General features: G+C 66.5%; 26 protein-coding genes and 2 pseudogenes. 14 read left to right on the top strand and 14 right to left on the bottom strand.

Features of this window, described 5'->3' with window-relative positions; translation table 11 throughout:
- The first annotated feature begins 20 nt into the window (after nucleotides 1-20).
- The 3 genes from R4P95_RS29205 to R4P95_RS29195 all read left to right on the top strand — a co-directional run bounded on the left by R4P95_RS29205 (nucleotide 21) and on the right by R4P95_RS29195 (nucleotide 1420).
- Nucleotides 21-446, top strand: coding sequence for a hypothetical protein (locus R4P95_RS29205; protein WP_317747347.1), 426 nt, complete (start codon nucleotides 21-23; stop codon nucleotides 444-446).
- A gap of 111 nt (nucleotides 447-557) precedes the next feature.
- The gene (locus R4P95_RS29200) at nucleotides 558-1028 is read left to right on the top strand and encodes a MarR family winged helix-turn-helix transcriptional regulator (protein ID WP_213576271.1); all 471 of its coding nucleotides are present in this window, start codon (nucleotides 558-560) and stop codon (nucleotides 1026-1028) included.
- On the top strand, nucleotides 1025-1420 hold the full coding sequence (locus R4P95_RS29195; protein ID WP_159923894.1) for a DUF5313 family protein: 396 nt from the start codon (nucleotides 1025-1027) through the stop codon (nucleotides 1418-1420). The genes R4P95_RS29200 and R4P95_RS29195 overlap by 4 nt, the downstream gene beginning before the upstream one ends.
- A 297-nt stretch (nucleotides 1421-1717) precedes the next feature.
- On the opposite strand, the gene R4P95_RS29190 is transcribed toward R4P95_RS29195, so the two are convergent.
- The 4 genes from R4P95_RS29190 to R4P95_RS29175 all read right to left on the bottom strand — a co-directional run bounded on the left by R4P95_RS29190 (nucleotide 1718) and on the right by R4P95_RS29175 (nucleotide 4002).
- Nucleotides 1718-2089 carry a type II toxin-antitoxin system VapC family toxin gene (locus R4P95_RS29190; protein WP_397517824.1) on the bottom strand — a complete coding sequence of 124 codons (372 nt, stop codon included), beginning with the start codon at nucleotides 2087-2089 and terminating at the stop codon, nucleotides 1718-1720.
- 5 nt (nucleotides 2090-2094) lie between these two features.
- Nucleotides 2095-2343 carry a type II toxin-antitoxin system prevent-host-death family antitoxin gene (locus R4P95_RS29185; RefSeq protein ID WP_317747349.1) on the bottom strand — a complete coding sequence of 83 codons (249 nt, stop codon included), beginning with the start codon at nucleotides 2341-2343 and terminating at the stop codon, nucleotides 2095-2097.
- Between the two features lie 88 nt (nucleotides 2344-2431).
- Nucleotides 2432-3628: a CaiB/BaiF CoA-transferase family protein gene (locus tag R4P95_RS29180; protein WP_317747350.1), complete on the bottom strand. Its 1197-nt coding sequence runs from the start codon at nucleotides 3626-3628 to the stop codon at nucleotides 2432-2434.
- Between the two features lie 8 nt (nucleotides 3629-3636).
- Nucleotides 3637-4002, bottom strand: a complete 366-nt coding sequence (locus tag R4P95_RS29175) for an ArsR/SmtB family transcription factor (RefSeq protein ID WP_213576268.1) — start codon at nucleotides 4000-4002, stop codon at nucleotides 3637-3639.
- 162 nt (nucleotides 4003-4164) lie between these two features.
- Between R4P95_RS29175 and R4P95_RS29170 the strand changes: the two genes are divergently transcribed.
- The 6 genes from R4P95_RS29170 to R4P95_RS29145 are packed head-to-tail and all read left to right on the top strand — an operon-like array spanning nucleotide 4165 to nucleotide 10129.
- Complete coding sequence (locus tag R4P95_RS29170) at nucleotides 4165-5733, top strand: long-chain-fatty-acid--CoA ligase (RefSeq protein WP_317747351.1); 1569 nt, start codon at nucleotides 4165-4167, stop codon at nucleotides 5731-5733.
- A complete protein-coding gene (locus R4P95_RS29165) occupies nucleotides 5730-6785 on the top strand; it encodes an MBL fold metallo-hydrolase (protein WP_317747352.1) in 1056 nt (351 codons plus the stop codon). Before R4P95_RS29170 ends, R4P95_RS29165 begins: the two co-directional genes overlap by 4 nt.
- 10 nt (nucleotides 6786-6795) lie before the next feature.
- Nucleotides 6796-7557 carry a crotonase/enoyl-CoA hydratase family protein gene (locus R4P95_RS29160; protein WP_317747353.1) on the top strand — a complete coding sequence of 254 codons (762 nt, stop codon included), beginning with the start codon at nucleotides 6796-6798 and terminating at the stop codon, nucleotides 7555-7557.
- A complete protein-coding gene (locus R4P95_RS29155; protein ID WP_317747354.1) occupies nucleotides 7554-8357 on the top strand; it encodes an enoyl-CoA hydratase/isomerase family protein in 804 nt (267 codons plus the stop codon). The genes R4P95_RS29160 and R4P95_RS29155 overlap by 4 nt, the downstream gene beginning before the upstream one ends.
- A gap of 4 nt (nucleotides 8358-8361) precedes the next feature.
- Entirely contained in the window at nucleotides 8362-9237 is an 876-nt protein-coding gene (locus tag R4P95_RS29150; protein WP_213576263.1) for a LysR family transcriptional regulator, read from the top strand.
- Between the two features lie 4 nt (nucleotides 9238-9241).
- Nucleotides 9242-10129, top strand: coding sequence for a LysR family transcriptional regulator (locus R4P95_RS29145; RefSeq protein ID WP_213576262.1), 888 nt, complete (start codon nucleotides 9242-9244; stop codon nucleotides 10127-10129).
- A gap of 4 nt (nucleotides 10130-10133) precedes the next feature.
- Here the strand turns inward: R4P95_RS29145 and R4P95_RS29140 are convergent, their stop codons facing one another.
- On the bottom strand, nucleotides 10134-11345 hold the full coding sequence (locus R4P95_RS29140; protein ID WP_317747355.1) for an acetyl-CoA C-acetyltransferase: 1212 nt from the start codon (nucleotides 11343-11345) through the stop codon (nucleotides 10134-10136).
- 40 nt (nucleotides 11346-11385) lie between these two features.
- A complete protein-coding gene (gene fabG / locus R4P95_RS29135; RefSeq protein WP_208960314.1) occupies nucleotides 11386-12126 on the bottom strand; it encodes a 3-oxoacyl-ACP reductase FabG in 741 nt (246 codons plus the stop codon).
- 198 nt (nucleotides 12127-12324) lie between these two features.
- Here fabG and R4P95_RS29130 point away from each other — a divergent pair, with 198 nt between their 5' ends.
- Nucleotides 12325-13488 carry an acyl-CoA dehydrogenase family protein gene (locus R4P95_RS29130; protein ID WP_317747363.1) on the top strand — a complete coding sequence of 388 codons (1164 nt, stop codon included), beginning with the start codon at nucleotides 12325-12327 and terminating at the stop codon, nucleotides 13486-13488.
- Between the two features lie 60 nt (nucleotides 13489-13548).
- Here R4P95_RS29130 and R4P95_RS29125 read toward each other — a convergent pair whose 3' ends face one another.
- From R4P95_RS29125 to R4P95_RS29110, 4 genes are read right to left on the bottom strand one after another with little or no spacing between them, the layout of a single operon-like run.
- Nucleotides 13549-15156, bottom strand: a complete 1608-nt coding sequence (locus R4P95_RS29125; RefSeq protein ID WP_317747364.1) for a class I adenylate-forming enzyme family protein — start codon at nucleotides 15154-15156, stop codon at nucleotides 13549-13551.
- A 51-nt stretch (nucleotides 15157-15207) separates the two neighbouring features.
- Complete coding sequence (locus R4P95_RS29120) at nucleotides 15208-15972, bottom strand: SDR family NAD(P)-dependent oxidoreductase (RefSeq protein WP_109333685.1); 765 nt, start codon at nucleotides 15970-15972, stop codon at nucleotides 15208-15210.
- A gap of 32 nt (nucleotides 15973-16004) precedes the next feature.
- Complete coding sequence (locus tag R4P95_RS29115; protein WP_317747356.1) at nucleotides 16005-17138, bottom strand: thiolase family protein; 1134 nt, start codon at nucleotides 17136-17138, stop codon at nucleotides 16005-16007.
- Nucleotides 17135-18460: an MFS transporter gene (locus tag R4P95_RS29110; RefSeq protein ID WP_213576259.1), complete on the bottom strand. Its 1326-nt coding sequence runs from the start codon at nucleotides 18458-18460 to the stop codon at nucleotides 17135-17137. Before R4P95_RS29110 ends, R4P95_RS29115 begins: the two co-directional genes overlap by 4 nt.
- Before the next feature lie 310 nt (nucleotides 18461-18770).
- Here R4P95_RS29110 and R4P95_RS29105 point away from each other — a divergent pair, with 310 nt between their 5' ends.
- Genes R4P95_RS29105 through R4P95_RS29095 form a run of 3 tightly spaced genes read left to right on the top strand, consistent with a single transcriptional unit; the run spans nucleotide 18771 to nucleotide 21943 of the window.
- Nucleotides 18771-19964: an acyl-CoA dehydrogenase family protein gene (locus R4P95_RS29105; RefSeq protein ID WP_109333691.1), complete on the top strand. Its 1194-nt coding sequence runs from the start codon at nucleotides 18771-18773 to the stop codon at nucleotides 19962-19964.
- A 16-nt stretch (nucleotides 19965-19980) separates the two neighbouring features.
- Nucleotides 19981-21138, top strand: coding sequence for an acyl-CoA dehydrogenase family protein (locus R4P95_RS29100; RefSeq protein ID WP_317747357.1), 1158 nt, complete (start codon nucleotides 19981-19983; stop codon nucleotides 21136-21138).
- A gap of 40 nt (nucleotides 21139-21178) precedes the next feature.
- Nucleotides 21179-21943 carry a trans-aconitate 2-methyltransferase gene (locus R4P95_RS29095; RefSeq protein WP_317747358.1) on the top strand — a complete coding sequence of 255 codons (765 nt, stop codon included), beginning with the start codon at nucleotides 21179-21181 and terminating at the stop codon, nucleotides 21941-21943.
- Nucleotides 21944-22003: 60 nt separating this feature from the next.
- Here R4P95_RS29095 and R4P95_RS29090 read toward each other — a convergent pair.
- The 4 genes and pseudogenes from R4P95_RS29090 to R4P95_RS29075 form a co-directional block, all read right to left on the bottom strand.
- Nucleotides 22004-22991 (bottom strand): annotated as a pseudogene (locus tag R4P95_RS29090) (TAXI family TRAP transporter solute-binding subunit).
- On the bottom strand, nucleotides 22988-24406 hold the full coding sequence (locus R4P95_RS29085; protein ID WP_317747359.1) for a HAMP domain-containing sensor histidine kinase: 1419 nt from the start codon (nucleotides 24404-24406) through the stop codon (nucleotides 22988-22990). Before R4P95_RS29085 ends, R4P95_RS29090 begins: the two are co-directional and overlap by 4 nt.
- Nucleotide 24407: 1 nt before the next feature.
- Nucleotides 24408-25067, bottom strand: a complete 660-nt coding sequence (locus R4P95_RS29080; RefSeq protein ID WP_159923734.1) for a response regulator transcription factor — start codon at nucleotides 25065-25067, stop codon at nucleotides 24408-24410.
- 16 nt (nucleotides 25068-25083) lie between these two features.
- Entirely contained in the window at nucleotides 25084-26451 is a 1368-nt protein-coding gene (locus R4P95_RS29075; RefSeq protein WP_317747360.1) for an MFS transporter, read from the bottom strand.
- A gap of 242 nt (nucleotides 26452-26693) precedes the next feature.
- Between R4P95_RS29075 and R4P95_RS29070 the strand changes: the two are divergent.
- Nucleotides 26694-26873, top strand: a pseudogene (locus R4P95_RS29070) (hypothetical protein); the annotation flags it as partial.

Here is a 26873-nt window from a genome sequence, read left to right as displayed (position 1 = left end):
ACGACATGGTGGGAATTCTCATGAAACTTCTCAGAACTCTGGCATTGTCCATTTTCGTCGTCGCTGCGATGACAGTCGGCGCCGGGACGGCCTACGCCGATCCCGGCACGCAGGGAATCGACTGGAGCCAGCCCTTGATGACCCCGACCGCCGAAGGCAGTAGCCAGGTGGCTGAACAGTTCTTTCCGGAAAATGACGCCAAACAGGCAGCCTTCGACAACATGACCAGCGAGATCAACACCGGTTGGAACAACGCGGGCCTGCAGGGCATGGCCATCGGTTCCAATGTGGGCATGGCAATCGGGTGCGTCTCGATCTTCCCCAACTTCATCGCCGGATGCATCATCGGCGCCGTCGTCGGCACGATTGCAGGAGCCGTGATCGGTGTCGGTGTGGGAAATCCGAACGCCCAGCCCGCGGTGGAGCAGTTCTTCGCCACACCCTGAGCGAAGAGCGAACCGCAGCCCGGCCCTACACAGGCCGGGCTGCGGTGTTTTACCTCACCTTTAGTTAGTGGGCGATTGGTTAGTGCACTAACTATCGGTTACCCTGAGCTGGTGACCACGAACGTTGCCGAAGACCCCCTCGCACTCGACAGGCAGGTGTGTTTCGCACTGGCGGTCGCCAATCGAGCAGTCCTGGGCGTCTATCGGCCGATCCTCGAACCGTTGGGACTCACTCATCCGCAGTACCTGGTGATGCTGGCCCTGTGGGGTACCTCCCCCATGTCGGTCAAGGAGATCGGCAACGCCCTGCAACTCGACTCCCCCACGCTGTCGCCGCTGCTGAAGCGACTCGAATCGTCCGGGCTTCTCACCCGTACCCGCAGCGCGGACGACGAACGCCAGCTCGTCGTCGAATTGACCGACGCGGGCAAGGCGCTGCGCGCACAAGCCGAAAAAGTGCCACCCGCCGTAGTCGAAGCACTCGGAGTGGAACTGTCCGAACTGATGGAACTGCACAGCGTGCTGACCCGCATCAACGCCGCGGCCGTCAAGGCAGGCGCACTCGGAGGAGTGGACAAGTGACCAATCGAAGCCGCGGCGCCCGGAGCCGGCCGACGCCGTTTCAATGGCTCGGCTACGCGTTCGGACGCAGATTGCCCGACTCGATGCAGGACTGGGTTCGGAACGATCTGATCGGTGACTGGGCCGTGCCGCGACACCTCGTCCGCAGCATGGTGCCGTTCATCCCGGTGTTCGCGGCCTTCTTCCTCTTCCCCGGTCCCGTGTGGTTACGCGGTTCCATGGTGCTGCTCGGGGTGTTTCTCGCACTCTTCTACAGCGTCGCCTACATGGCGCAAAACCGATCACGCCGCCTCGAAAAGCACGGACTTCCGCCAGACTTGGAAAACCCGAAAGCCAGACGCCGGCATGACGCCGAACGGGCCGCGTACTACCGGGCCCACCCCCGGGCGTGAGAGCTGAGATCCTTCGGGGTGTCCTGATCGACGCCCCGCTTCCGGAGACGTGCCGATCAGCTCGAAGCTGTCACATAGCGCGCCCTGACAGCGCCCGATCGTCAACCGGTGAGGGATCGTCTACCGGCGACGGGCTCACTGCAGCGGTCGGTTTCAGAGTCGTGATCGCCGCGCCGATACGGCCAGGTTCGGTACAGGTATGCGAGGCAGTGTGGCGATGCCGCCAGCCCGCGACATCAACTTTTACGAGCCCGTCTGTACAAAATACGAATTCGCTTTACCGGTCACACGGTGTCGTCAGAGTGTGGCGACATCCAGCAGGTGTTCGATGCCGCGAAGGTCGTCGGCGTTGCGTGTCACGAGTCGGGCGTTGTTCGCGTGCGCGGTGGCGGCGATCATCAGATCGAGGGCTCGGGGCGGAGGTTTGCGGCCGTATGCTCGCACCGCTGCGGCCAACTGCCCGTAGCTTCGAGCGACACCGGCGTCGACGGGTAGGGGTTCGAATTTGCGTTCCACGGCGATCAGTCGCTGCAACCTCTGAGCACGCTGCAGCGCGGTGGTCGCGACCAGGAGTCCGAAGTGCAATTCGGCCAGGCTCACGGCACTGATCGCGACCTCCCCGTCAATGGGCGGGACATCGTTCACGATGAGGATGCTCGTATCGAGCACAGTCCTCACCGGGATGCCCAGGGGTCCGCGATCGGATCGTCGATCAGATTGAGGTCGGCTTCCCACGTCGGATCGGTATCCGTCTGGAAGATGTCGGCGACCTCGTCGAAGGCACACCACGTCTTCCGCCCGGCCGGGCCGAGGATTGCGCTCGGCCTGCCGGCGACCGTGATCAGCATCGTCTCCCCGGCTTCGGCACGTTTGACGTAGTCACTGGCGTGCTGGCGCAGTTCCTTCAACCCGAGACTCTCCACAGCCTCATGGTAGCACTAATGCTACTTTGACTTACCGGGTTGATCAGCGACTCATCGCCGATAGTCAGGACTCGGAGGCCCTACCACGTCAGCCGACGACGCCTGCCTTCCGCATCGCTGCGATATCCGCAGCCGAGCACCCCAGCTCACCGAGGACGTGATCGGTGTGCTCGCCGAGAGCCGGGATGTCACCCATCCGCATCTCCACGTCGGCGAATGTCATCGGTGGCAGCACTGCGCTGATCTGTCCCACCTCGCTGCCGACCTGACGCCAGCGGTCACGTTCCTTCAACTGCGGATGGTCTATCAATCCGCTCATATCGTTCAGCTCCGCTGCCGGAATTCCTGCATCCGCCAGTGCCTGATCGAGGGCCGCGCGGGTGAACTTCTTCGTCTCCTCGGCGACGAGGGCGTCCACCTCTTCGCGATGCTGGACCCGCAGCATGTTGGTCGCATAGCGGGGATGATCGGCGAGTTCGGGTCGCGCGAAGACCTCGGTGACCAACTGCCGCCACCCCCGATCGTTCTGGACCCCGATCAAGATGTTGCCGTCAAGGGTGGGGTACGCGTCGTACGGAACGATGGCGGCGTGTCCGAGTCCGACACGAGGGATCTGCCGGTCGGCGTACATCTTCATGTACATCGGGTGGCCCAGCCACTCCGCGGTCGCGTCGAACATCGACACGTCGATTTGCGCGCCCACCCCGGTTCGTTCACGTCGGAACAGCGCACTCAGGATCGACGTCAGCGCATACATTCCCGCCGCGATGTCGGACACCGGCACTCCGGTCTTGGTGGCCGTCTCGGGTGTTCCGGTCACGGAGATCATGCCGGTTTCGGCCTGCACCAGCATGTCGTACGCCTTGCGTTCCCGCCTCGGTCCCGCTGTCCCGTAACCCGACATGTTCGCCACGATCAGCGCGGTGTGTTCCGCGCGCAACGCCTCGGTCCCGAAACCGAGTCTGCTCGCCGCATCGGGCGCCAGGTTCTGCACGAACACGTCGGCACTCGCGATCAACCTCAGGACAGCATCCCGCCCCACCTCGGATTTGAGGTCGACACAGAACGATTCCTTCCCTCGGTTCAACCAGACGAAATGTGAGGCCTCGCCGAAGACGGCGTCGTCGTAGTTGCGTGCGAAGTCGCCTTCCCCGACGCGCTCCACCTTGATCACCCGCGCGCCCATGTCCGCCAGATGACGGGTGGCGAGGGGAGCGGCCACAGCTTGCTCGAGAGCGACGACGGTGATTCCGTCGAGTGGCAGCGTTCCGGGGTCGTTCTCCATGTGGGACTTCACCGTTCCGATTTCGATTCCGGGTGATCGTGATAGTGCGTGGCGCCGATCGCGTGCAGCAACTGGTGCACGGTGTCGTCCGAGAGCCGATAGCGCATCGAGCGGCCGTCGCGCGTGGCCGATACCCAGCCTTGGTGGCGCAGCAGCCGCAGTGCGTGCGAGACGGCGGTACCGCTCATCTCGAGCGCTGCCGCGAGGTCACCGACACAGATCCCCGGCGCGTGGTGCAGGCACAGCAGCAACCGGAGGCGGTTGCCGTCCGACAACAATTCGAAGCGGTTCGCCCACCCCTCGATGTCGGGGCTGTGCAGCGCCGCCGCAGCGCGCTGAACGTCCTCGGGGTTCAGCGCAGGAGTGGGAGCCACTCGGCCAGTCTACAAACGGCCTGACCGCGCCCATGTGCGCATACATAGGCGATCGCTAAGTGTCCGTGCGGTCACGCGTCTTTGTCACCGGCTCGGCGGGGTGGTCGACTGGCGGGACGTGGTACCGGGCGTCGGGTCCCCCAGTCTTCGAGGAGAGCATTTGTGAATGGGCTGCATCTTCCCCAACGCGTCCGGCACCATGCCGCCGAACGCCCCGACGCGCCGGCGGTGACGTGGGGAAACACCACCCTCACGTTCGCGGAGTTCGACCGGCGGACGACTCGCATCGCGGCAGCGCTGTCGTCGTTGGCATCCGGTACCGGTGCACGTGTCGGGGCGTTGCTGCGGATGCGCCTCGAGGGCGCGGAGTGCTTCGTCGCCGCCGCCAAGTCCGGGCTCGTGTTCGTGCCGCTGAATTGGCGCCTGCCCGCCGCCGAGGCTGCCGCGATCGCCGTCGACGCGGCGCTCGAGGTGCTGATCGTCGAGGCCGAGTTCGCGGAGACGGCCGAAGTAGTACGCGAAGCACTCCCCGGTCTGGTCGTCGTACTCGTCGACGACGTGTCGGAGGGAATCCTGCCCGGGGTGTGGACGTGGGATCGGCTCGCCGCTTCGGGCAGCGACACCGACCCGGGGCTGGGCGACGATCCGGACGCGGAGTTGCTTCAGCTGTATACGTCGGGCACCACCGGCGCACCGAAAGGTGTGGTCGCGACGCACCGTAATCTCCACAACGAGCCCGAGGCGCTGCGGATCTACCGGTGGCGCACCGACTCGGTGGCCCTCGACGCCCTCCCGTTGTTCCACATCGCCGGGGCCGGGTGGCTGAGCACCAGCCTGTCCGCGGGAGTGCACGTGGTTCTCCTCGGCGCCTTCGACGCGCGCCACGTCGCCGAACTCGTCGAACGACACCGCATCACCCATGCGTTCCTGGTCCCCTCGGCGATTCAGATGCTGCTGGACCTGCCGGGGCTGAGCGAGCGCGACCTGTCCAGTCTCCAACTGATCGCGTACGGTTCGGCGCCGATCACCCCCACCCTGTTGCGCCGCGCCATCGACCGGTTCGGCTGTGCCTTCGTGCAGCGGTACGGGATGACGGAGACGACGGGATCGGTCACGGCACTCACCGCCGAGGACCACGATCCGGCCGGTGACCGTGCCTACCTGCTGCGTTCCGCCGGCACGCCGATGCCGGGCGTCGAGCTGGCGATCCGGGACATCGCCACCGGCGCCGATCTCCCTGCCGGGGTGTCCGGCGAAATAGTGTGCCGCTCCCGCAACAACGTCGCCGGGTATTGGCACCGCCCGGACGAGACAGCGCGACTCTTCACTCCCGACGGTTTCTTGCGCACCGGCGACATCGGGCATCTCGACGCCGACGGATATCTGTTCGTCACCGACCGGGTGAAAGACATGATCATTACCGGGGGTGAGAACGTGTATCCGATCGAGGTCGAGTCGGTGCTGGCCGAGCATCCCGCGGTGGCGGAGGTCGCCGTGATCGGTGTTCCCGACCGGACGTGGGGTGAAGCCGTCACCGCCGTGATCCGGGTAGCCGAGGATGCGGACCCGACCGTCGCCGAACTTCTCGCCTTCAGCGCCGGGCGGCTCGCGTCGTACAAGAAACCGCGGCACATCCACTTCGTGACGGCGCTGCCACGCAACGCCGGCGGCAAGGTACTCAAGCGCACGTTACGCGAAAACCTCAGTACGGCGGAGGTGGTGCCGTCGTGATCGTCACCGAAGAGGTCGGCACCGTTCAGCGCGAGGCGTGGGCCCGCGGGGTGCTGCCACCGGTCGAGAGCGTGCGCCCGGGGTTGTGGTCGATTCCGGTGCCGATGCCCCGGAACCCGTTGCGCTACGTACTGATCTATGCGCTGGCTCTCCCCGACGGTCTCGCGCTGATCGACGTCGGCTGGGACTCCGAGGAGTCCTGGCTGGCTCTCTGCGACGGTATCGCACAGACGGGTCACCACGTCACCGACGTCCGGTATGCCGCCGTCACCCATCTGCACCCCGATCACTTCGGTCTCGCACCGAGACTGCGGGAGGTGAGCGGCGCCGCCCTCGCGATGCACGCTGCGGACGCCACACTGCTCGGCCACCGCACCCCGGACGACGACACCGCCGACGAACGGACGTGGGAACTTCAGCTCGACCGACTCGGTGCCCCCGTCGAGGTTCGCTCCGCCGCCCGTGTCGATCTGGTCCGATTCGGTCCCGGCGAGTACATCGACGTGGTGCTCGACGACGGCGCTCCGCTGAACCTGCCCGGCTGGGATCTGCAGGCGGTCTGGACACCGGGCCACACTCCGGGCCATCTGACCTTCGTGGACGAACGCCACGGACTGCTGTTCAGCGGCGACCACATGCTTCCCCGCATCAGCCCCAACATCTCGACAATCCCCGGCGAGCTGGACAACCCGTTGCACCGCTACCTGCTCTCGCTGCACGCCACCACCACCATGCCGGACGGACTGGTGCTCCCGGCCCACGAGTACCGGTTCCGCGGCATCGCCGACCGGGCGCAGCAGCTGATGAGTCACCACGAGGAGCGGTTCGCGGAAATTGTCGCCGCCCTCCGTGACCGCCCCGAGTCGACGGCGTGGGAGATCTCGACGAACGTGTCGTGGTCGCGCCCGTTCGATTCCATGTCCGACCGTCTCCTGCGTCTCGCGGTTCGCGAAACGCATGCCCACCTGCTGGTACTCGCCGACCGCGGACACATCCGCTCGCTCGGCGGCCATCCGGAACGCTGGACACTTCCCATTACCCCGACACCGTAGAAGGACACCCATGAACGTGGTTCTCACCGATTTCGCCGACGGCGTCGCCGTCATCACCCTCAACCGCCCGGAAGCGAAGAACGCCGTCGACCTCGAGGTCGCCAAGGCCCTCGCCGCCGCCGTCGACGAGTTCGAAGCGCGCCCCGACCTCACCATCGCCATTCTCACCGGCGCCGGCGGGACATTTTGCGCCGGAATGGATCTCAAGGCCTTCTCCCGCGGCGAACGCCCGTCGCTGCCCGGGCGGGGCTTCGGTGGGCTCACCGAAGCCCCGCCGACGAAGCCACTGATCGCCGCCGTGGAGGGTTGGGCTCTGGCCGGCGGGTGCGAGCTGGCGTTATCGGCCGACATCATCGTCGCGGCGAGGGACGCCAAGTTCGGAATTCCCGAGGTGAAGCGCGGATTGGCCGCAGCCGCAGGCGGATTGCTGCGCCTACCCAAGGTGCTGCCCTACCCGATCGCCATGGAGATGGCAATCACCGGCGACCCGCTCACGGCGGAAGCGGCCCACGCGCACGGCCTCGTCAACCACCTCACCGAACCCGGCGACGCACTTCCCACCGCACGCGCGCTGGCCGCCCGCGTCGCCGCCAACGGTCCCCTGGCGGTCCGGGCCACCAAGCAGGTAGTCGCGATGGCTGCCCGATACACCGACCCCGACGCGTTTGTCGCGCAGCGGCAGTACCTCGACCCGGTGTTCGCATCCGAGGATGCGCAGGAAGGTGCGCGGGCGTTCGCCGAGAAGCGGTCACCCGTGTGGTCCGGCCGATGAGCGGGGACACGGTATCGGTGACCCGCGACGGCGCTGTGGCCACCGTGACCCTGAATCGGCCTGCCCGCATGAACGCTCTGACGCTGGACGCGTTCGTCGAGTTCGAGGACGCTCTGCGTGTGCTCGAAGCGGAGCGCCAGATACGTGCCGTCATCGTCACCGGTGCGGGCGGCAACTTCTGCACGGGCGCCGACGTCGAACGACGGACCGGGCAGCATCCTCTCGACCGGATGCGGACGATCAATTCGGTCGCCGCGACCCTTGCCGAATTTCCGAAGCCGGTGATCGCCCAGGTGGAGGGTTACGCCGTGGGTGCCGGGTGGAATCTCGCCCTGCTCTGCGACCTCGTGGTGGCCTCCACGACGGCGAAGTTCAGTCAAATCTTCGCGAAACGGGGACTGTCGGTCGACTTCGGCGGGTCGTGGGTGCTTCCCCGGCTCGTGGGGCTACACCAGGCCAAGCGCCTGGTCATGCTCGCCGAGATGGTCGACGCCGCAGAGGCCCACGCTCTCGGACTGGTATCGGTGCTGGCGGAGCCAGCCGAACTCGAAACGGTCACGCAGGACCTCGCGCGCAGGCTCGCCGCCGGACCGCCCGTCGCGGTGACCCAGTCGGCCCGGCTCCTCGAACAGGGGTCGTCCTCGTCGCTGCGCGAGGCGCTGGAGAACGAGGCGCGAGCGCAGGCCGTCAACTTCGCAACCGATGCGCCGGACGCCTTCCGGGCGTTCGCCCTGAAACGCCCTCCCGCGTTCACCGGTGAATGGGTGGTGCCGGGCGCGACCACGGCTTCCGTACGATGACCGGGTGGACCTGCATCTCGTCACCTATTTCGTCGCGGTAGTCGATCACGGCGGAATCACCAGGGCGGCGCAGTCCCTGTACATTTCCCAACCGTCGCTGTCGCAGGCCATTCGCACTCTCGAACGTCGCCTCGGGGTAACCCTGTTCGATCGCACGGGCCGACGGCTCGAGCTGACCGAGGCGGGCCGGACACTGGACGTGGCGGCGCGGCGCATTCTCACCGATGTCGAACGGGCGAAGGCGAAGGTGGCGGCGGTCCGTGAACTCGAATCCGGCCGGGTCGACGTGGTCACGTACTCGGCGTTCTCGATCGACCCGATCGTCGGACTGGTCCGCCGATTCCGCCGGCAGTATCCGCGGATCACGGTCCGCATCATCGACAGCGACGGCCCTACCGGCGTCCTCGGGGCGTTGCGACGCGGTGAGGCGGAGCTCGGGGTGATCGACCTGTCCGTGGATCACAGTGCTCTGCTGTCGGTCCCGATCGGCGAGCAGGAGCTGGTGCTTGCCGTGCCCGACCAGCTCGCAGCCGCCCTTCCCGACCCCGTACCCCGCTCTGCCCTGCGCCAGGTCCCGTTGATTCAGGATCTGGGTGACAAGAGTGACGCGGCGCTGATTTTCGAACTTCTCGGGGAAAACACGGACAACGTCGTCGTCGACTGCTCGCATCCGAGCGCCACCTGGGACCTGGTCCAGCGCGGGGCCGGCGCGACCGTCCTTCCCCGTGTCGTCGCCGAACAGGAACTGCGCGGTGTGACGATCCGGTCGTTGTCACCGCGGTTGACCCGCCCCGTCGGCCTGGTGCAGCGCTCCGGACCGAGTTCGCCGGCGGCCGCAGCGTTCGTCGCGAGCGCACACGACACGTCGGCAAGGGGCTGAGCACATGGAGTTACGTCAGGTCGAGTACTTCCTCGCCGTCGTCGAGCACGAGGGCATAGGCGGTGCCGCCGCATCGCTGGGCGTCGCCCAGCCGACTATCTCCCAGGCATTGCGGGGTCTCGAGCGGGAACTGGGCGTGCAACTGTTCCATCGCATCGGCCGGGGCATGGTTCTCAGCGCCGCCGGACGAAGCATGGTGGGCCCGAGCCGCCAGATCCTGCGCGACGTCACCGCCGTCGAGGATCTACTGGCCACCGCCGACGGAGAACTCGCCGGCCGCCTCGACATGATGGCGTTTCCCGCCCTGGTCCTCGGCCCGCTCGTCGACCTGGTCGCCGAGTTCCGGCGGGCCTACCCGAAAGTGGCGGTGCGGTTCGGTGAGCTGAAATCCGAAGCACAGGCCGCCTCCCTGATCGAGGACGGGCACTGCGAGTTCGTCGTCGCACATCTGCCCCTCGACGAAGACGGCCTCGACGTGGTGGAGCTGGGTGAGCAGGAGTACTGGCTCGTGTATCCCGCCGACACCGAGGTCCCGGACGGACCGGTCCCGCTGTCCGCACTTCCCAAGGTACCCATGGTGTTCGTGCCCCGCGGTCACTCCCTCGCCGACGAAATCGAAGAAGCGATTCGTCACGCAGGGGCACGGCCGCCCCTGGCCGTGTTGTCCGATCACCGGGAGGCGCGGCTTCCCTTGGTACTGGCCGGAATCGGCGGCACCCTGGTGGAGAGGTCGATCGCGGAGTCAGCCCGCGACCGCGCGATCGTGCGCGAAGTGGAACCGAGATTCGCCCGGAGATTCGGGATCGCCTTCGATCCGGAAACGCTGTCGCCCGTGGGACGCGCGTTCGTCGAACTCATCCGCGCGCGTGCCACCGGCCCACAGAGCGATTAGCCTTCTACGCCACTCGTTCGAACACTGCGGCCAGGCCCTGCCCACCACCGATGCACATCGTCTCGAGCCCGTACCGCGCGTCACGGCGATCGAGCTCCCGGGCCAGGCTCGCCAGCATCCGTACCCCCGTGGCACCGACAGGATGACCGAGGGAGATTCCGGAACCGTGGACATTGGTGCGATCCAGATCCGCGGCGCCGAAATCCCATTCGCGCATCACGGCCAGCGCTTGCGCCGCGAACGCCTCGTTGAGTTCGATCAGGTCGATGTCGGAGAGGGTGAGCCCGGCCTTGCGCAGCGCGACCTCGGTGGCCGGGACCGGGCCGATGCCCATGATTTTCGGTGCGACACCGGCCGCGCCCCAGGACACCATGCGCACGAGCGGACGCAGACCGAGCCGTTCCGCGGTCTGCATCGTGGTGACGAGACACATTGCTGCAGCGTCATTCTGTCCGCTGGCGTTGCCCGCGGTGACAGTGGATTCCGGATCGGTGTTGCCCAGAATCGGTTTCAGGGCAGCCAGCGATTCGAGTGAGATGTCGGGACGAGGATGCTCGTCGGTGTCGATCACCTGCTCACCGGCGCGGCTGCGCACGGTGACCGGCACAATTTCTTCGGCGAGGATGCCGTTCTTCTGCGCCGTGACGGCTCTGGTGTGCGAAGACACCGCGAGCTCGTCCTGCTCGGTGCGTGAGATGCCGTATTCGCGACGGAGGTTCTCCGCCGTCTCGATCATGCCCCCGGGAACCGGGTAGAAGCGGCCGCCCGCGGTGGACCGGGCGCGCACGAGACTGTCGTGCATCTGCACACCGGATCGTGCTCCACCCCAACGTATATCGGTGGAATAGAAGGACGCGTTGCTCATCGATTCGGTGCCCCCGGCTACCACGAGCTCGTTGTCACCGGCCGCCACTTGCATTGCCGCCTGGATGACGGCCTGCAGACCGGATCCGCATCTGCGGTCGATGTGCATGCCGGGCACTGTGATCGGCAGCCCCGAATCCAGGGCTATCACACGGCCGATCGCAGGCGCCTCACTGTTCGCGTTGCAGTGGCCGAGGACGACGTCTTCGATGTCGGACGGCTCGACGCCGGTGCGGTCGAGTAGTCCTTTCAGGGCAGCGACACCGAGATCGACGGCGGTGAGGGACTGGAACATGCCGCCGTACCGTCCGATGGGAGTGCGGACGGGTTCGCAGATGACGACTTCACGCATGATGGCCTTTCGGGGAAATGTCGGGAGGGTTCGGTGCGCGTCACATGAAGCGTCCACCGGTGACTTCGAGGACCGTGCCGGTCATGTACGACGAGAGGTCGGAGGCGAGGAACAGGGCAACGTTCGCTACCTCGCCGGCCTCGCCCGCACGCCCCATCGGGATTTCGCTCATCTTCTGGTCCCACGCCTTCTGCGGCATGGCCTCGGTCATGGCCGACCTGATGAGTCCCGGCGCGATCGCATTGACCCGGACACCGTGATGGGCCAGCTCCTTGGCCGCAGCTTTGCTGAGCCCGACGATGCCCGCCTTTGCCGCCGAGTAGTTCGTCTGCCCCACCATGCCGACCTTGCCGGACAGCGAGGAGATATTGACGATGGCGCCGCGCTTGGCCTCCCGCATGATGGCGGCCGCCTTGCGCGTCCCGTTCCAGGTGCCCTTCAGGTGCACGTCGATGACCAGGTCGAAGTCGTTTTCGGTCATGGTGCGCATGGTCGCGTCGCGAGTGATGCCGGCGTTGTTGACCATCACGTCGAGCGAGCCGAAGCGTTGGACCGCTGCGCCCAGCATCTCGTCGACCTGCTCGGCGTGCACCACGTTGCATCGGACGGCGTGGGCGACGTCCGCGCCACCGAGCTTGTCGGCCGCTGCCGTGGCGGCGTCGAGGTCGAGGTCACCGATCACCACGCGGGCGCCGGCCTCGACGAAGGTCCGGGCAATTTCGAAGCCGATACCCTGGGCGCCTCCGGTGACGACGGCGGTGCGGTTGGCGAGCAGTTCCATGGAAGTCCTTTCGACATGACGAGTGCCCTCCCGCCACTCGGGGGTTTCCGGCACCAGCCGAATATATCGGCGCAGAACCCTCCTGGACGGGTCGAAATCATCGGGATCTCCTATGGCGGCGTGGTCCGATTCGTATTGGACATGCGGCGACTACCATCCGACAGTGACTTCATGACAACTTTGCAGGCCGGTGATTCCATGACCACATCTCAGGTCGGCGACGACGATTTTCAGGACATCCTCGCCCAGACGCGCAGTTTCGTTCGCTCCGCTGTGGTTCCCCGCGAGCAGGAGATCATGGATGCCGACGCGATCCCCGACGACATTCGCGAGGCCGCCAAAGCGATGGGACTGTTCGGGTACGCGATCCCACAGGAGTGGGGCGGACTCGGCTTGGACCTGACGCAGGATGTGGAACTGGCGATGGAGTTCGGTTACACGTCGCTGTCCCTGCGCTCGATGTTCGGTACCAACAACGGCATCGCGGGGCAGGTGCTGGTGGCGTTCGGCACGGACGAGCAGAAAAAGACGTGGCTCGAGCGCATCGCGTCGGGCGAGGTGGTGGCGTCGTTCGCGCTCACCGAACCGGGCGCAGGCTCGGACCCCGCGGGACTGCGCACCAAATCGACGCGGACCGGCGACGGCTGGATCATCAACGGCGAGAAGCGATTCATCACCAATGCGCCACTCGCGGACCTGTTCGTCGTGTTCGCCCGCACCCGCCCCGCAGACGCGGACGGCACCGGCATCGCCGTGTTCCTCGTTCCCGCCGACGCCGACGGAGTGCAGGTAGGCGCTAAGGACCGCAAGATGGGCCAGGAAGGTGCCTGGACCGCGGACGTGCATTTCACCGATGTGCGCGTGCCTGACTCAGCTCTCGTCGGGGGAAGCGAGGACGTCGGCTACCGTGCCGCGATGACGTCGCTGGCGCGCGGCCGGGTGCACATCGCCGCGCTGTCGGTGGGGGCGGCCCAGCGCGCACTCGACGAGTCGGTGGCGTACGCCGCCACCGCTACCCAGGGCGGCAGCGCGATCGGCGACTTTCAGCTGGTGCAGGCCATGATCGCCGATCAGCAGACCGGTGTGATGGCGGGGCGGGCACTCGTCCGGGACGCCGCCCGGGCGTGGGTGTCCGGTGAGGACCGGCGCATCGCGCCGTCGGTCGCCAAGCTTTTCTGCACGGAAATGGTGGGTAAGGTCGCCGACCTGGCGGTGCAGATCCACGGTGGCACCGGGTACATGCGGGACGTCCCCGTCGAACGCATATACCGTGACGTCCGTCTCCTGCGCCTCTACGAGGGCACCAGCGAGATCCAGCGGCTCATCATCGGACGAGGCCTGGTCAAGCGCGCGCAACACTGAAGGAATAGCAACCGGCCCCCACCGCTGAGAGCGTTGGGGGCCGGTAGCTTTCGTGGTTCTCTAGGTAGCTGCGACCTCGAGCAACTTCCGCAGAGTCGTCTTGAGGATCTTTCCCGCCGCCGACGTCGGCAACTGTTCCACAACCACCACGTCACGCACCTTCTTGTACGGCAGCACCCGCTCGGCCACGAACGCCGACACCGCATCCGGATCGACCGCCGCCCCCGGCATCGGGACGACGAACGCCACCGGCTCCTGACCGACGCTGCCGGCCTCTCTGCCGACGACGGCAGCGGAGGAGACGTCCGGGTGGGAGACCAAAATCTCCTCGAGCTCACGCGGATACACGTTGTAGCCCTTGTAGATCAGCATGTCCTTGGTGCGGTCGCAGATGAACAGGTAACCGTCCTCGTCGACGTACGCGATGTCACCGGTATCGAGCCAGCCGTCGACGTATTGCTGAGCGGTGATCTCGGGCTGATTCAGGTAACCGTCGGTGACCTGCGGGCCGCGGACCCACAGCTTGCCGCGGGTATGGGCATCGAGTACGGCCCCGGAATCGTCGGCTGCACGGATCTGCACTTCGGTGTCGAACACCGGCAGACCCACACTCCCGAGCTTGTAGGCGTCGGCTCCGGTCAGCGGCGCGGACGCGACGAGACAGGTGCCTTCGGTCAACCCGTACCCTTCGACCACTTTCGCCGACGGAAACGCGCGGCCGAGTGCCTCGAGTGTGACGTGGTCGATCGGGGCCGCACCGGAGGAGACGACGCGCACCGAATCGGTGTTCCGGGTCGCTGCGTCGGGATGAGTGGCGACCGCATGCCACATTGCCGGGCTTCCCGTGATGTAGGTTGCACGGTGCTGCTCGATCAGTTCCAGCATCCTGCCGGGTTCGAACCGGCCGGCGAACACCTGAGTCGCCCCGCAGAGCAGCAGGAACGACATGTTGATCAGGGCGTGGGCATGGAACAGCGGCGACACGACGACCGTCGCCCCTACCCCGGGTTCCACACCGCGATCCCCCAGTTCCTCGAGAGGCCGCAACTCGATCCCACCGTCAGCGGTGGCACGCACCGCGTGTCCCGCTCGCCAGGCGACCATCTGGATCACGTTGGCGAGGACGTTGCGGTGCAGTACCCGAACACCTTTCGACAGGCCGGTGGTGCCGCCCGTGTAGGCGAGGTGGGCCACGTCGTCTCCGGTCACCGTCGAAGGGAACGGTGCGGCGACGTACCCGCGGACGAACTCGTCGAATCCGAGCTGTCCGCGACCTTGCCCGGCGGGCAGTCCAGCCACCACGATCGTGCGGACGGTGGTGCCGTCGGCAGCCGCGATGAGGTTGTCCAGTTGCCCGGGCTGGGTCACGGCCGCGACCGCACCCGTGTCCACGATCTGTGTGCGGAGTCCCGGCACGGGTTGCAGCGGGTTGACCAGGGTGACGGTTGCGCCGGCCCGCAGGGCGCCGTAGTACGCGACCACGAACTCGATGCAGTTGCCGAGGTGCAGGAGCACCACGTCACGTTCGGTCACGCCCGCGTCCCGCAACGCGGACGCGAATGCACCCGATCGCTGGTCGAGTTCACGGTAGGTGCACACCGTGTCGCCGTCGACCACCGCGGCCCGGTCTCCGTATAGGCCCGCCATGCTGGGAGGAAAGGCCGCCATGGTCAGTTCCGGGTAGTGCAGTACCGGCTTGTTCACGTGGGTCCTCACTGGTCAGCGGGGTGCCATGCGGATGGCACCGTCGAGGCGGATGGTCTCACCGTTGAGGTAGCCGTTCTCGAGGATCGAGCAGGCGAGTTGCCCGAACTCACTCGGCTTGCCCAGCCGCGACGGGCTGGGTACGGATTTCTCGAGTGACGCCCGCACGTCTTCGCGCAGGCGCGCGAGGAGCGGGGTGTCCATGATTCCCGGGGCGATGGTGCACACCCGGATGTTTCGGCTGGCCAGATCCCGCGCCGCCGTGACGGTCATTCCGACGATTCCGGCCTTCGACGCCGTGTAGTTGATCTGGCCGATCTGACCTTCGAATGCCGCCACGGAGGCAGTCAGCACGATCGCGCCGCGTTCGCCGTCGATCTCGTCGTGGCGGGCGATTCGTTCCGCTCCCAACCGCAGAGCGTTGAACGAGCCGACGAGGTTGAGGCGAATCACGAACTCGAAATCCTCGAGTGAGCCGGCCTTGCCGTCGTTGTCCAGGATCCGCATTCGTCGTCCCGCGCCGGCGCAGTGCACGATGCCGCGCAGTCCACCTCGTTCGTCGGCGACGTCGAGGGCCGCGGCGAATTGTTCGGGGTCGGTGATGTCGGCCGCGGCGAATTGCGCTGCGCTGCCGAGTTCTTTCGCCGCCGCCGCACCCTCGGAGTGGGGAAGGTCGATGAGCGTCACCTGAGCCCCGGCGTCCACCAGTCGGCGGGCGGTGGCGAGTCCGAGTCCCGACGCGCCGCCGGTCACCGCGGTGGAGATGCCTTTGAGTTCCATTGCCTGTGGGGTCCCTTCGGAAAAGTGGTGGTTCAGAGAAGTTCGAGAATGGTGGCGTTGGCGAGTCCGCCTGCCTCACACATGGTCTGGAGGCCGTATCGGATGCCGTTGTCGCGCATGTGATGGACCAGCCGGGTCATCAGGATCGCTCCCGATCCACCGAGCGGGTGCCCGACGGCGATGGCGCCGCCGACCGGGTTCAGCCGGTCCATGACGGCACCGGTCTCCGCCTGCCAGGCCAGCGGAACCGGAGCGAAGGCCTCGTTGACCTCGAACGCGCCGATGTCCTCGATGGTCAGTCCTGCCCGCGAGAGGGCTTTGTCCGTGGCTGCGATGGGACCGGTGAGCATGATGACGGGGTCGTCACCGACCACCGCGCTGGTGTGTATCCGGGCCATCGGACGCAGTCCCAGTTGCGCAGCCTTGTCGCTCGTGGTGATCAACAACGCCCCGGCACCGTCGGAAATCTGCGACGAGTTGCCCGCGTGGATCACGCCGTCGTCCTTGAACACGGTCTTCAGTTTCGCGAGGGACTCGAGCGAACCACCGCGGCGGATTCCCTCATCTCCCTCGAGCACGCCGGGTATCGGTGCGAGTTGCCCGTCGAAGGCGCCGCGGTCAGCGGCACGCGCCGCGAGTTCGTGAGAGCGGAGTGCGTATTCGTCGAGCACCCGACGAGTCAATCCCCATTTCGCTGCCACCATTTCTGCACCGGTGCCCTGGCTGAAGCCGTCGACGCCGTACCGGTCGAGAACGGTTGCCGGGAAGTGCTCGCCGTTCTTGCTGGCACTGCCCATCGGAACGCGGCTCATCGATTCGACACCGCCGGCGACGACGATGTCCTCGTGGCCGGCGATCACGGTAGCGGCGGCGAAGCTCACCGCCTGCTGGCTCGATCCACACGCCCGGGTGAGCGTGGTGCCGGGCACCTTCTCGGGCCAGCCGGCGGCGAGCACCGCGGTCCGGGCGACGTTGCCCGCCTGCTCGCCTGCCTGGCTGACGCAACCCCAGATGACGTCGCCGACCTCGTCCGGGGAAAGACCGGTACGGGCAACGAGGGCTTCGAGCACGTGGGCCGACACATCGGCCGGATGAATATCCGAAAGGGACCCTCCGCGCCGGCCGATAGGTGTGCGGACTGCGTCGATAATTACTGCATCATTCATCGCGTGCTCCTCACACTGTCGCCTCGAACCAATTTCTTGTCGCGTTCAGGGTTGGCCAGGATCAACGCGAGGACGGCGCATACCGCGGCGACCAGACCGAGCGCTTGGAACGCGGTCGCGTAGCCCGCGGCGGGCGAACTGGCGGCGTCGACGATCAGGCCGGTCGCATACGGGGCGACGAGGCCGCCGACCGCCATGATCGCGAGGAACACCCCGAGCGTGCCGGCCGTCTGACGCGGCGGGCAGATCTCGGAGATCGCGGAGTTGAGCAGCGGGAACACCGAGGCGGCGAAACCGTACCCGACCGACACGACGAGCACGGCCAGGGCGGGGGTGTCGATGGACGGCAGGGCAAGAAGGATCGCTCCGCAGATGAGCACCCCGACGGCCGGGACGATGATCCGCACGATTCGGGACGTCGAGCCGCGCACCAGGAGGCGGTCGCCGATCACGGAGGTGAGGAGCATCAGGATCAGTCCCGCGATGCTCGGGAAGGCGAACATCGATCCGGCCTGCAGGCGGCTGTAGCCGAGGCCTACCTCGAAGTAGGAGGGCAGCCAGGTGAGCACCACTGCGACCAGTGCGTACACGCTCATGACGAGGAGGGCGCCGCTGATGAACGTGCGTGTCCGGAAGATACGACTCCACGGTACGGCGGGCTCACCGGCGTCACCGTCGGGAGCGGTGGTCGCGCTCTTGCCGCTGCGAATGTAGGGACCCTCGGACCACGCGGTCAGCCAGACGGCACACCAGACGACTCCGATCACCGACAGCGCGATCAGGGCGTAGCGCCAGCCGAACGTGACGGTGACGAATGCGAGTGCCGGAGCAACAGCGATCTTCGCGATGGATGCCGCGCCGGCCAGCAGCGCGCTGGGCAGTCCGCGTTTTGCGGGCGCGTGCCAGGAGTACGCCCCGGTGTGCAGCAGCGCCGAGCTCGGGCCCTCGGCGAGGCCGAGGAGTAGTCGGCTGCCGAGTAGCACCACGAAGCTTGCGGCGACGACGAGCGGCAGCATGGCCACCGACCAGGCCAGCGCGAGTAGCACGAGCGCCCACCGCAGGGACATCCATCGGTTGAGCACGCCTGCGAAGAATCCGCCGATCGTGAAGGTCAGGAAGAACAAGCTCCCGACCAGACCGATCTGGGAGGAGCTCAGTCCCAGCTCCTGGGCGAGCGGTTGAGCGATGATGCCGAGTACAGCCTTGTCGGCATAGTTGACGACGTAGAGCAACACGAGGAGGGCGGTCAAGCCCCACGCACGGCGGCGGGACTCGGAGCCGATGTCGACGGGTGCGTCGAGGGTGGCGGTGGAGTGGGTCACCTGGTGATCCCTTCGGAGAATGGGTGGTGCAGGTCACAGCGTCAAGCCCATTCAACGGATGCGGGCCCACCCGATCAATACGCACTCGGCGAACGCACCGGCTGCCACTACCTATGGGTCAGGGCCCCCGCAGGTCACAGGCAGATGCAAGAAGCATTGGAGTGCGCTATCCGACCGATAGCCGAAGGCCTCTAGCCGCTCCACGGGAAGTCGGGCAAGCTGAAATCCGACCTCGCGGCTCCCGAGGCGCTCGTCCGCGCCCCGGTTCCGCACTCCCCTGCTCGGTACAACTCGTACTCGAAGGACCCCTATGAGCCGCCTCGCCCAGACTCTCGGCCTCACCGAGTTCCAGACCGAGATCATCGACACCGTGCGAACCTTCGTCGATCGCGACGTCATCCCCGTCGCACAGGAACTCGAGCATTCCGACACCTACCCGCAGGCCATCGTCGACAAGATGCGCGACATGGGCCTGTTCGGGCTGATGATCCCGGAGGAGTACGGCGGCCTCGGCGAATCCCTCCTCACCTATGCCCTGTGCGTCGAGGAACTCGCGCGGGGCTGGATGAGCGTCTCCGGGGTGATCAACACTCACTTCATCGTCGCCTACATGCTGCGTCAGCACGGCACCGATGCCCAGAAGGAGCATTACCTGCCCCGGATGGCGACGGGTGAGGTTCGCGGGGCCTTCTCGATGTCCGAGCCGGAACTCGGCTCCGACGTCGCCGCCATCCGCACCAAGGCCAAGCGCGGCGCCGACGGAAACTACGTCATCAACGGCCAGAAGATGTGGCTGACCAACGGTGGCAGCTCCACCCTCGTCGCCGCCCTGGTTCGTACCGAGGAAGGTGCCGCCAAGAAGCACGACAATCTGACCGCATTCCTCATCGAGAAGCCCGCCGGATTCGGTGAGGTCGTCCCGGGCATCACCATCCCCGGGAAGATCGACAAAATGGGGTACAAGGGCATCGACACCACCGAGCTCCTGTTCGACAACTACACCGCCGCGGCCGATGACATCCTCGGTGGCACACCGGGTCGAGGCTTCTTCCAGATGATGGACGGGATCGAGGTCGGACGGGTCAACGTGTCCGCGCGCGCGTGCGGTGTGGCGATTCGCGCGTTCGAGTTGGCGGCCCGATATGCGCAGCAGCGCAGTACGTTCGGTAAGCCGATCGCGCAGCATCAGGCGATCGCGTTCAGCCTCGCCGAGATGGCGACGAAGGTCGAAGCGGCGCATCTGATGATGGTCAATGCCGCACGACTGAAGGACTCCGGCGAGCGCAACGACGTGGCCGCCGGCATGGCCAAGTACCTCACCAGCGAGTATTGCTCGGAGGTCACCCAGGCCAGCTTCCGTATCCACGGCGGTTACGGTTACTCGAAGGAGTACGAGATCGAGCGGCTCATGCGTGAGGCACCGTTCCTGCTCATCGGCGAAGGCACCAGCGAGATTCAGAAGACGATCATCAGCAAGGGCGTACTGCGTAGTTACGCACTGTAAATCGAAGGAGAGATCCGTGCAGCGTACGGTGTTCAACGAAGATCACGAGGCGTTCCGGAAGACGATCCGCGACTTCATCGCCAAGGAAGTGGCTCCCGTCCACCATGATTGGGAGGTACAGGGACATCCCCCGCGTGATTTCTATCGTCGGCTCGGCGAGCTCGGGGTGCTGGGGATCCAGGTGCCGGAGGAGTACGGCGGGGGCGGCGAGAAGAGTTTCAAGTTCTCCGCGGTGGTCGGTGAGGAGACGGCGGCGGCCGGTGTCACGTTCGGCAGCTTCTCGGTGCACACCAATCTGATTCTGCCGTACCTGCTCGAATACGCGAACGATGAGCAGAAGCAGCGCTGGCTCCCGGGATTCGCTTCGGGCGACATCATGTTCGCCATCGCAATGACCGAACCCGGTACCGGTTCCGATCTCGCCAACATCGCGACTTCTGCCAAGCTGTCCGAGGACGGCAGCCATTACGTGCTGAATGGCGCCAAGACGTTCATCACCGGCGGCGCGCTCGCCGACCGCATTCTCGTGGTGTGCCGCACCGCTCCCAGCACGCAAGAGAACCGCCGGGCGGGGCTGTCCATTCTCGTCGTCGACACCGCCGCCGAGGGTTTCGCGGTGGGCCGAAAGATCGAGAAGATCGGCCTCAAGGCGTCCGATACCGCCGAGTTGTCGTTCACGGACGTCAAGGTTCCGGTCGAGGATCGGCTCGGTGAGGAGGGTGCCGGATTCAGCTACCTCACCCACAACCTGGCGCAGGAGCGGCTGACCATCGCGCTCGGCGCGTCGGCCACCGCCGCGGCCGCGTTGCAACACGCCCTCGCCTACGTCAAGGAACGCAACGTCTTCGGAAAACCGGTGGCAGCATTCCAAAACACCAAATTCGTGCTCGCCGAGTGCGCCACCGAGGTCGAAGCAATCCAGCTGATGGCCGATCGCGCGCTCGAACTCCACGACGCCGGTGAACTGTCCGTGCCCGACGCGGCGAAGGTCAAACTTTTCTGCACCGAGGCCGCGGGCCGGGTGATCGACAAGTGCCTGCAACTGCACGGCGGATACGGTTACGTCCTCGAGTACCCCATCGCGCGCCTCTACGCCGACACCCGGGTATCCCGCATCTACGGCGGCACCAGCGAAGTCATGAAGACGATCATTGCCAAGGATCTGGGCCTCTGACCAACAGTATGGGCGTACTGTCCCGGGCGAGGAGGACTACATGTGGGATCCGAACAAGTACCTCGCCTTCGCGGACCATCGCGGGCGCCCATTCTACGAATTGCTGTCCCGAGTCGACGCGCGGTCACCGCGCCGCGTCGTCGACCTCGGCTGCGGTCCGGGAAACCTGACCGTCAGCCTCGCCGAACGATGGCCAGACGCCGTCCTCGAGGCCTCCGACAGCTCACCCGAGATGGTCGAGGCCGCGCGTGAACGCGGCCTCGACGCGAACAGGCAGGACGTGCGCGACTGGACGCCGAAGCCCGACACCGACGTCGTCGTCTCCAACGCCGCCCTGCAGTGGGTGCCCGAACACCGGCAGCTGCTGCGTCGCTGGGCGACCCAACTGACGTCGGGGGCGTGGATCGCAGTGCAGGTTCCCGGCAACTTCGACGCGCCCTCGCATACCGTCGTCCGAGACCTCGCGTCGAGCGGCCGATGGCCCCGGTTGCTGCCGGACGCGCCGTTCCGGGAAAACAAGGTCGTCGACGATCCCACCGACTACGCCTGTTTACTCGCCGACGCCGGGTGCACCGTCGACGCCTGGGAGACCACGTACGTGCAACAGCTGACCGGGGAGAACCCGGTTCTGGAATGGATCACCGGCACTGCGCTCCGCCCGGTCAAGGACGCCCTCGCGGCGCCGGAGTGGGACCGCTTCCGCGACGAGCTCGTCCCGCTGCTCGACGCGGCGTACCCTCGGCAACCGGACGGGAGCACGTTCTTCCCGTTCCGGCGCATCTTCGTCGTCGCCCAGGTGCAGTGACCGACCAGGTGCAGTGACCGACCAGGTGCAGTGATCGACCAGGTGCAGTGATCGACCGGCTCAGCCGTGATGTCTCCGGTACGCCGCGGCGGCACCAGGGTGCAACGGCACTCCGGCGGTGACGATCAGCGACTGCCGATCGAGGAACTGGCTGCCCGTCGCCTGTTCCGGCACCAGTTCCGCGGCATGGTCGATCAACACTTCCACGAGTGCACCGGCAGCGTTGTCGGTCACCGCGGGGCCGGCGAGGAGAAGGTTGGCCAAACCGATTGTCGCGACCGGTGTCTGACTTCCGTACGTGCCCGGTGGAATGAGCACGGACTCGTAGCGGGGGCCGAACCGTTGTCGCAGCAACTCTAGTTCTGCGGACAGATCGAGGAGTCGCAGCGCGATACCCAGGTTCGCAAACGATGGTGTGGGCACTCCGCCTGCCCACAGGACGGCGTCGACGCTGCCGTCGCGCAGAGCGTGGCCCGCGTCCGTCATCGACAGGTGCAGGCGCGTGACGTCGCCGGGACGGCCGAGGCCCAGCACCTCGAGAATCCGCTCAGCGGTGAGTTCGGCACCTGATCCTCGCGCTCCCAAACTTATTCGCGCTCCGGCAAGTTGGGACGTGTTCCCGATCCCGGAATCGGCGCGCACCGCGAGCTGCATGTAGTTCTCGTACACCCTGCCGATGGCGGTGAAATCGGCGACGGCATCTCTGGCCGACACCGCGGCAGTGTCCATGGCCGTCACCGCGGCAGTGTCCATGGCCGTCACCGCGGCGTCGGCGAGGCTCAGGGCGAGCTTCTGCTTCCCCGGACCCCAGCGCCGCGAGGTTGTCGACGGACCCGGCAGTCCGCAGCGGGACGATCGTCACACCCAGGTCGGCACGTGCCGCGGCAGCAGCGGTCAGCTGTGCGAACTCCCAGAAGAATCCACCTTCCTCACCGGCGGCGAGTCGCAGCTGTTCACGGCTGCCACCGGAACAGGCGACGCCCGAGCCGGCCACCGCGGCCACTGAGGCGGCCGCGAGAGCGCGGAACAGTTCGCGCCGGGAGATCACATCGCCTCCCCGGGGCCGTCGGGCGATTCCGGCAGCGTCACGGTTACCTCGAGACCGTGCGGCTGCACGGACGCCACCGTGAGGGAACCACCACCGTTGTCAGCGAGAGCGGTGGCGATGGACAACCCCAGCCCGGTGCCCGGCCCGCCGGATCCGGACCCGCGAAAGAAGCGCGAGCACAACTTGTCGACCTCGTCTTCGGACACCCCGACGCCGTCATCGCTCACCCGGATACGGATGCCGGACTCCGTCTTCCGCGTGTCGATTCGCACCGTCGACCCGGAACCCGCGTAGGTGTGCGCGTTGCTGAGCAGCACGTCGAGGATCTGAGCGAGCTGGCTGGACCGGAAGTCGGCGAACAAGGGTTCGTCGGGACCGTCCGATGTCGCGACCATCCCCGACTCCGCCAGCGCCTCCGCCCACGCGTCGAGCCGGTCGGCGACCACTGCGCCGACGTCGCAGCCGCCGTGTGGGTTCTCGGCGGGTGACTCGGCGACTGCCAATGCCAGCAGTCCGTCGAGGATTCCGCCGAGGCGGTCCACTTCCATAGTCGTCCGGCGATAGGTTTCCGCCCCCGCCTCGCGGATGTGCGGGGCGAGGGAATCCAATCGAATATGCAATGCCGCCAGGGGGTTCCGAAGTTGATGCGCGGTATCGGCGATGAGTCGGCGCTGCGCGTGGGCGGAAGCCTGAACGGCACCCGCCATGGTGTCGAAGGCCCGGGCGAGTTCCTGCACCTCCGGCGGTCCGGTGTAGCGGCCCCCCGAGTTGGCGGCAGCGCGACGGGTCCACGGCTTCGGCGACGGGACTGTGTCCGCGAGGGCACCGACGCGGGCGGTCAGTGCGCCGAGTGGACGAACGGTCCAGCGCGACAGCGCGATGGCCACAGCGGTCACCGCCACCAGCGCCGCGAGCGCCCCGGCGGTGATCACCAGCCACGACGTCCGGATCGACTCGCGCGCCGCTCGGGTGGACACCTCGAGGACGACGGCGCCGTCGACCTGCGCTCCGGTGCCGACGGGGACAGCCGAGAGGACACGGTCCGCCGACCACGGTGCCAGCGAACCGCCGATGCCCTGCTTCTGATTTCGGAGTCCGGCTGTGATCGCCTCGCCCACGCCCGGGTCGGCCGGCGACAGCCCCGCTCCGGCGCGGACACCACCCCGAGCGTCCACGATGAGAACTCCCTCGCCGTACAACTCGTGGTAGCGCGCCACCTCCTCCCGCAACAACGCAGCGCTGCCGGTGGCCTGCGTCTGTCCGGCGAGGCTGGCGAAGTGTGTCGCATCCGCTTCCCGGCTCAACCGGAGGGCCTGCGTTCTCCCGGCACCGGTGGCCAGAGCGAGGGGAACCGCGAACGCCACCACCGCGAGGGTCGCGAACACCAGCAGGACGGCGAGGACCCGTCGCCGCACGTCAGGTACCCCAGCGGTAACCGTACCCGCGGATAGTCGAAATGAGGCCGGGCCGAGCCAGTTTCGCTCGCAGTCCGGTCATGTGCACGTCGAGGGTGCGTGAGATCGCCACATAGGCGTCGCCCCACACGGCGTCCATCAGCTGCTGGCGGCTCACGGCGGCGCCGGGCCGGGTGACGAGCACCTCGAGAAGCTCGAACTCTTTGGTCGTCAGCGCGATCGGTTCGCCTGCGACCTCCACTTCGCGTGCCGCCAGGTCGACCACTACGTCGCCTTCGGTGATCTGCTGCGAGGCCGGCCGTTCTGCGGCTCGGCGGCGCTGGGTCACCACGTCGAGCCTGGCCAGCAACTCCGCGAGACGCGCCGGCTTGACGAGGTAGTCGTCCGCTCCGCCGCGCAACCCGCGGACCACCGAACGCTCGTCGTCGCGGGCGGTGAGGATGACGACCGGAACGTCGCTGACGGCCCGCAGCTGCCGAAGCACCTGCAGGCCGTCCGCATCGGGGAGACCGAGATCGAGGATCACCGCGTCCATACCGCGATGGCCGAGGAGGAGGTCGGACCCGCGTCGCATGCGCACCGTGTCGTGGCCGTGGTTCGCCAGCGCCTCCACGAGTGCGTCGCCGACTCCGTCGTCGTCCTCGACCACCGCGATCTGCACTGTCCGTTCCCTTCGATCAGCCCCGCGAGTGGACCAGCTCGACATCGTCGTCCGGGCTGTCGGCCCGGCTGCTCGCCCGGTCGAGCGGCGAACCTTCCGACGTCTCCCGCATGAAGACGTAGACGACGAGCGAGATCGCGATGCATCCGGTCACATAGTAGAAGAAGAGCGATTCGTGACCGGCCCGTTTCAGGGCGAGGGCGACGGTCTCGACCGTGCCGCCGAAAATCGCCAGCGTGAGGGCGTACGGCAGTCCGACTCCGAGCGCGCGGACTTTGGTCGGGAACAGCTCGGTCTTCACGATCGCGTTGACCGACGTGTATCCGGTGACGACGGTGAGACCCAGCATCATCAGCCCGAAGGCAACCAGCGGATTCGACGTGTTTCCCAGCACGGTCATGAGCGGAACCGTCAGCAGGGTTCCACCGACACCGAAGAAGATGAGCAGCTTGCGGCGGCCGATGCGGTCCGACAGGGCTCCGCCGAGCGGCTGCAACACGATGAAGACCAACAGGGCCGCAAAGTTGATCCATGCGACCGTGTCCTTGGAGATACCGGAGGTGTTGATCATGAACTTCTGCATGTACGTGGTGTACGTGTAGAACGCCACACACCCACCGAGTGTGAGGGCACAGACCAGCAGGCACTCGCGTGGATACTGCAGCAGCATCCGGAGCGAACCTTCCTTCGGCCCGTCGTCCGTGGTGTCTGTGTCACGCTTCGACTCCACCTCGTCGGTGAAAGCCTCGGACTCGTCCATCGTGCGACGCAGCCACATCACCGCGACGGCACCTGCCGCACCGATGACGAACGGAATTCGCCAGCCCCACGACTGCATGGCCTCGGCAGGCAACAGCAGTTGCAGGACGATCTGCACACCCAGCGCGAACAGCTGTCCGGCGACGAGGGTGACGTACTGGAAGCTCGAATAGAACCCGCGCCGACCCGGTGAGGCGACCTCGGCGAGGTAGGTTGCGCTGGTGGCGTATTCACCGCCGACCGACAATCCCTGGAGCATGCGGGCGAGCACGAGGAGCACCGGAGCCACCAGTCCGACGCTGTCGTACGACGGCGTGAGTGCGATGACGAGCGAGCCCGCCGCCATCACGGTCACCGACAAGGTGAGCGCCGAGCGGCGGCCGTGCCGGTCGGCGTACCGCCCCATGACCCAGCCGCCGATCGGCCGCATCAGGAAGCCGACTGCGAAAACAGCTGCTGTCGAGAGCAACTGGGCCGTGGTGTCGCCCTCGGGGAAGAACTCCTTCGCGAAGTACACACTGAACGCCGCGTAGACGTACCAGTCATACCACTCGATCAGATTGCCGACCGAACCTTTCAAGACGTTGCCGATCACTCGGCGCTCACCAGTCTGTGTGGTGCTCACGCGGACTCCTTCCGATGTCCTGAATCTCTCCGTTCCCACCACAGTGGGGCAGGTCACAGACATTCGGAAGGGTCCGCGGGGGTTCCTAACACTCTCTTAGGAAAGTCCCCCTGTGAGTACTTCTTAACCGCGAGGGGTTTGTTGAGTCTGGGGACATGTGAGACAGATGATGTCCACCCAGATGTGAGACACGCTGCTGTCGATTGAGGTGTGAGGCACCTGACTGGTCGTGGACTTGGTTCATGACCGGAACGGAAGCCGTCATGGAACTGCTACACGCCCTGCTGGTGGTCTCCCAGACCACCGGCGCCGACATGTTCGACGGGAACTTCGCCCGCTGGTGCACCGACCACGGGATCTCCCGCGCCACCGCCTACCGGCACAAGAAACGGATCGAGGAGGACGGCCGGTGGACCGCCCGG

It is taken from the genome of Rhodococcus sp. IEGM 27 (assembly GCF_033142305.1).
GTDB lineage: Bacteria > Actinomycetota > Actinomycetes > Mycobacteriales > Mycobacteriaceae > Rhodococcus_F > Rhodococcus_F oxybenzonivorans.
The sequence above is the reverse complement of the archived record's forward strand: the minus strand, read 5'-3'. Positions and strand labels throughout refer to the sequence as shown.

Bases quoted from the DNA above. Each gene is read 5' to 3' on its own strand.
- R4P95_RS29155 (WP_317747354.1), top strand. From the start codon at position 7,554: ATGAGCGGGGACACGGTATCGGTGACCCGCGACGGCGCTGTGGCCACC.
- R4P95_RS29140 (WP_317747355.1), bottom strand. From the start codon at position 11,345: ATGCGTGAAGTCGTCATCTGCGAACCCGTCCGCACTCCCATCGGACGG.
- R4P95_RS29125 (WP_317747364.1), bottom strand. From the start codon at position 15,156: ATGGCGGCCTTTCCTCCCAGCATGGCGGGCCTATACGGAGACCGGGCC.
- R4P95_RS29205 (WP_317747347.1), top strand. From the start codon at position 21: ATGAAACTTCTCAGAACTCTGGCATTGTCCATTTTCGTCGTCGCTGCG.
- R4P95_RS29160 (WP_317747353.1), top strand. From the start codon at position 6,796: ATGAACGTGGTTCTCACCGATTTCGCCGACGGCGTCGCCGTCATCACC.
- fabG (WP_208960314.1), bottom strand. From the start codon at position 12,126: ATGGAACTGCTCGCCAACCGCACCGCCGTCGTCACCGGAGGCGCCCAG.
- R4P95_RS29095 (WP_317747358.1), top strand. From the start codon at position 21,179: ATGTGGGATCCGAACAAGTACCTCGCCTTCGCGGACCATCGCGGGCGC.
- R4P95_RS29105 (WP_109333691.1), top strand. From the start codon at position 18,771: ATGAGCCGCCTCGCCCAGACTCTCGGCCTCACCGAGTTCCAGACCGAG.
- R4P95_RS29145 (WP_213576262.1), top strand. From the start codon at position 9,242: ATGGAGTTACGTCAGGTCGAGTACTTCCTCGCCGTCGTCGAGCACGAG.
- R4P95_RS29180 (WP_317747350.1), bottom strand. From the start codon at position 3,628: ATGGAGAACGACCCCGGAACGCTGCCACTCGACGGAATCACCGTCGTC.
- R4P95_RS29120 (WP_109333685.1), bottom strand. From the start codon at position 15,972: ATGGAACTCAAAGGCATCTCCACCGCGGTGACCGGCGGCGCGTCGGGA.
- R4P95_RS29130 (WP_317747363.1), top strand. From the start codon at position 12,325: ATGACCACATCTCAGGTCGGCGACGACGATTTTCAGGACATCCTCGCC.
- R4P95_RS29115 (WP_317747356.1), bottom strand. From the start codon at position 17,138: ATGAATGATGCAGTAATTATCGACGCAGTCCGCACACCTATCGGCCGG.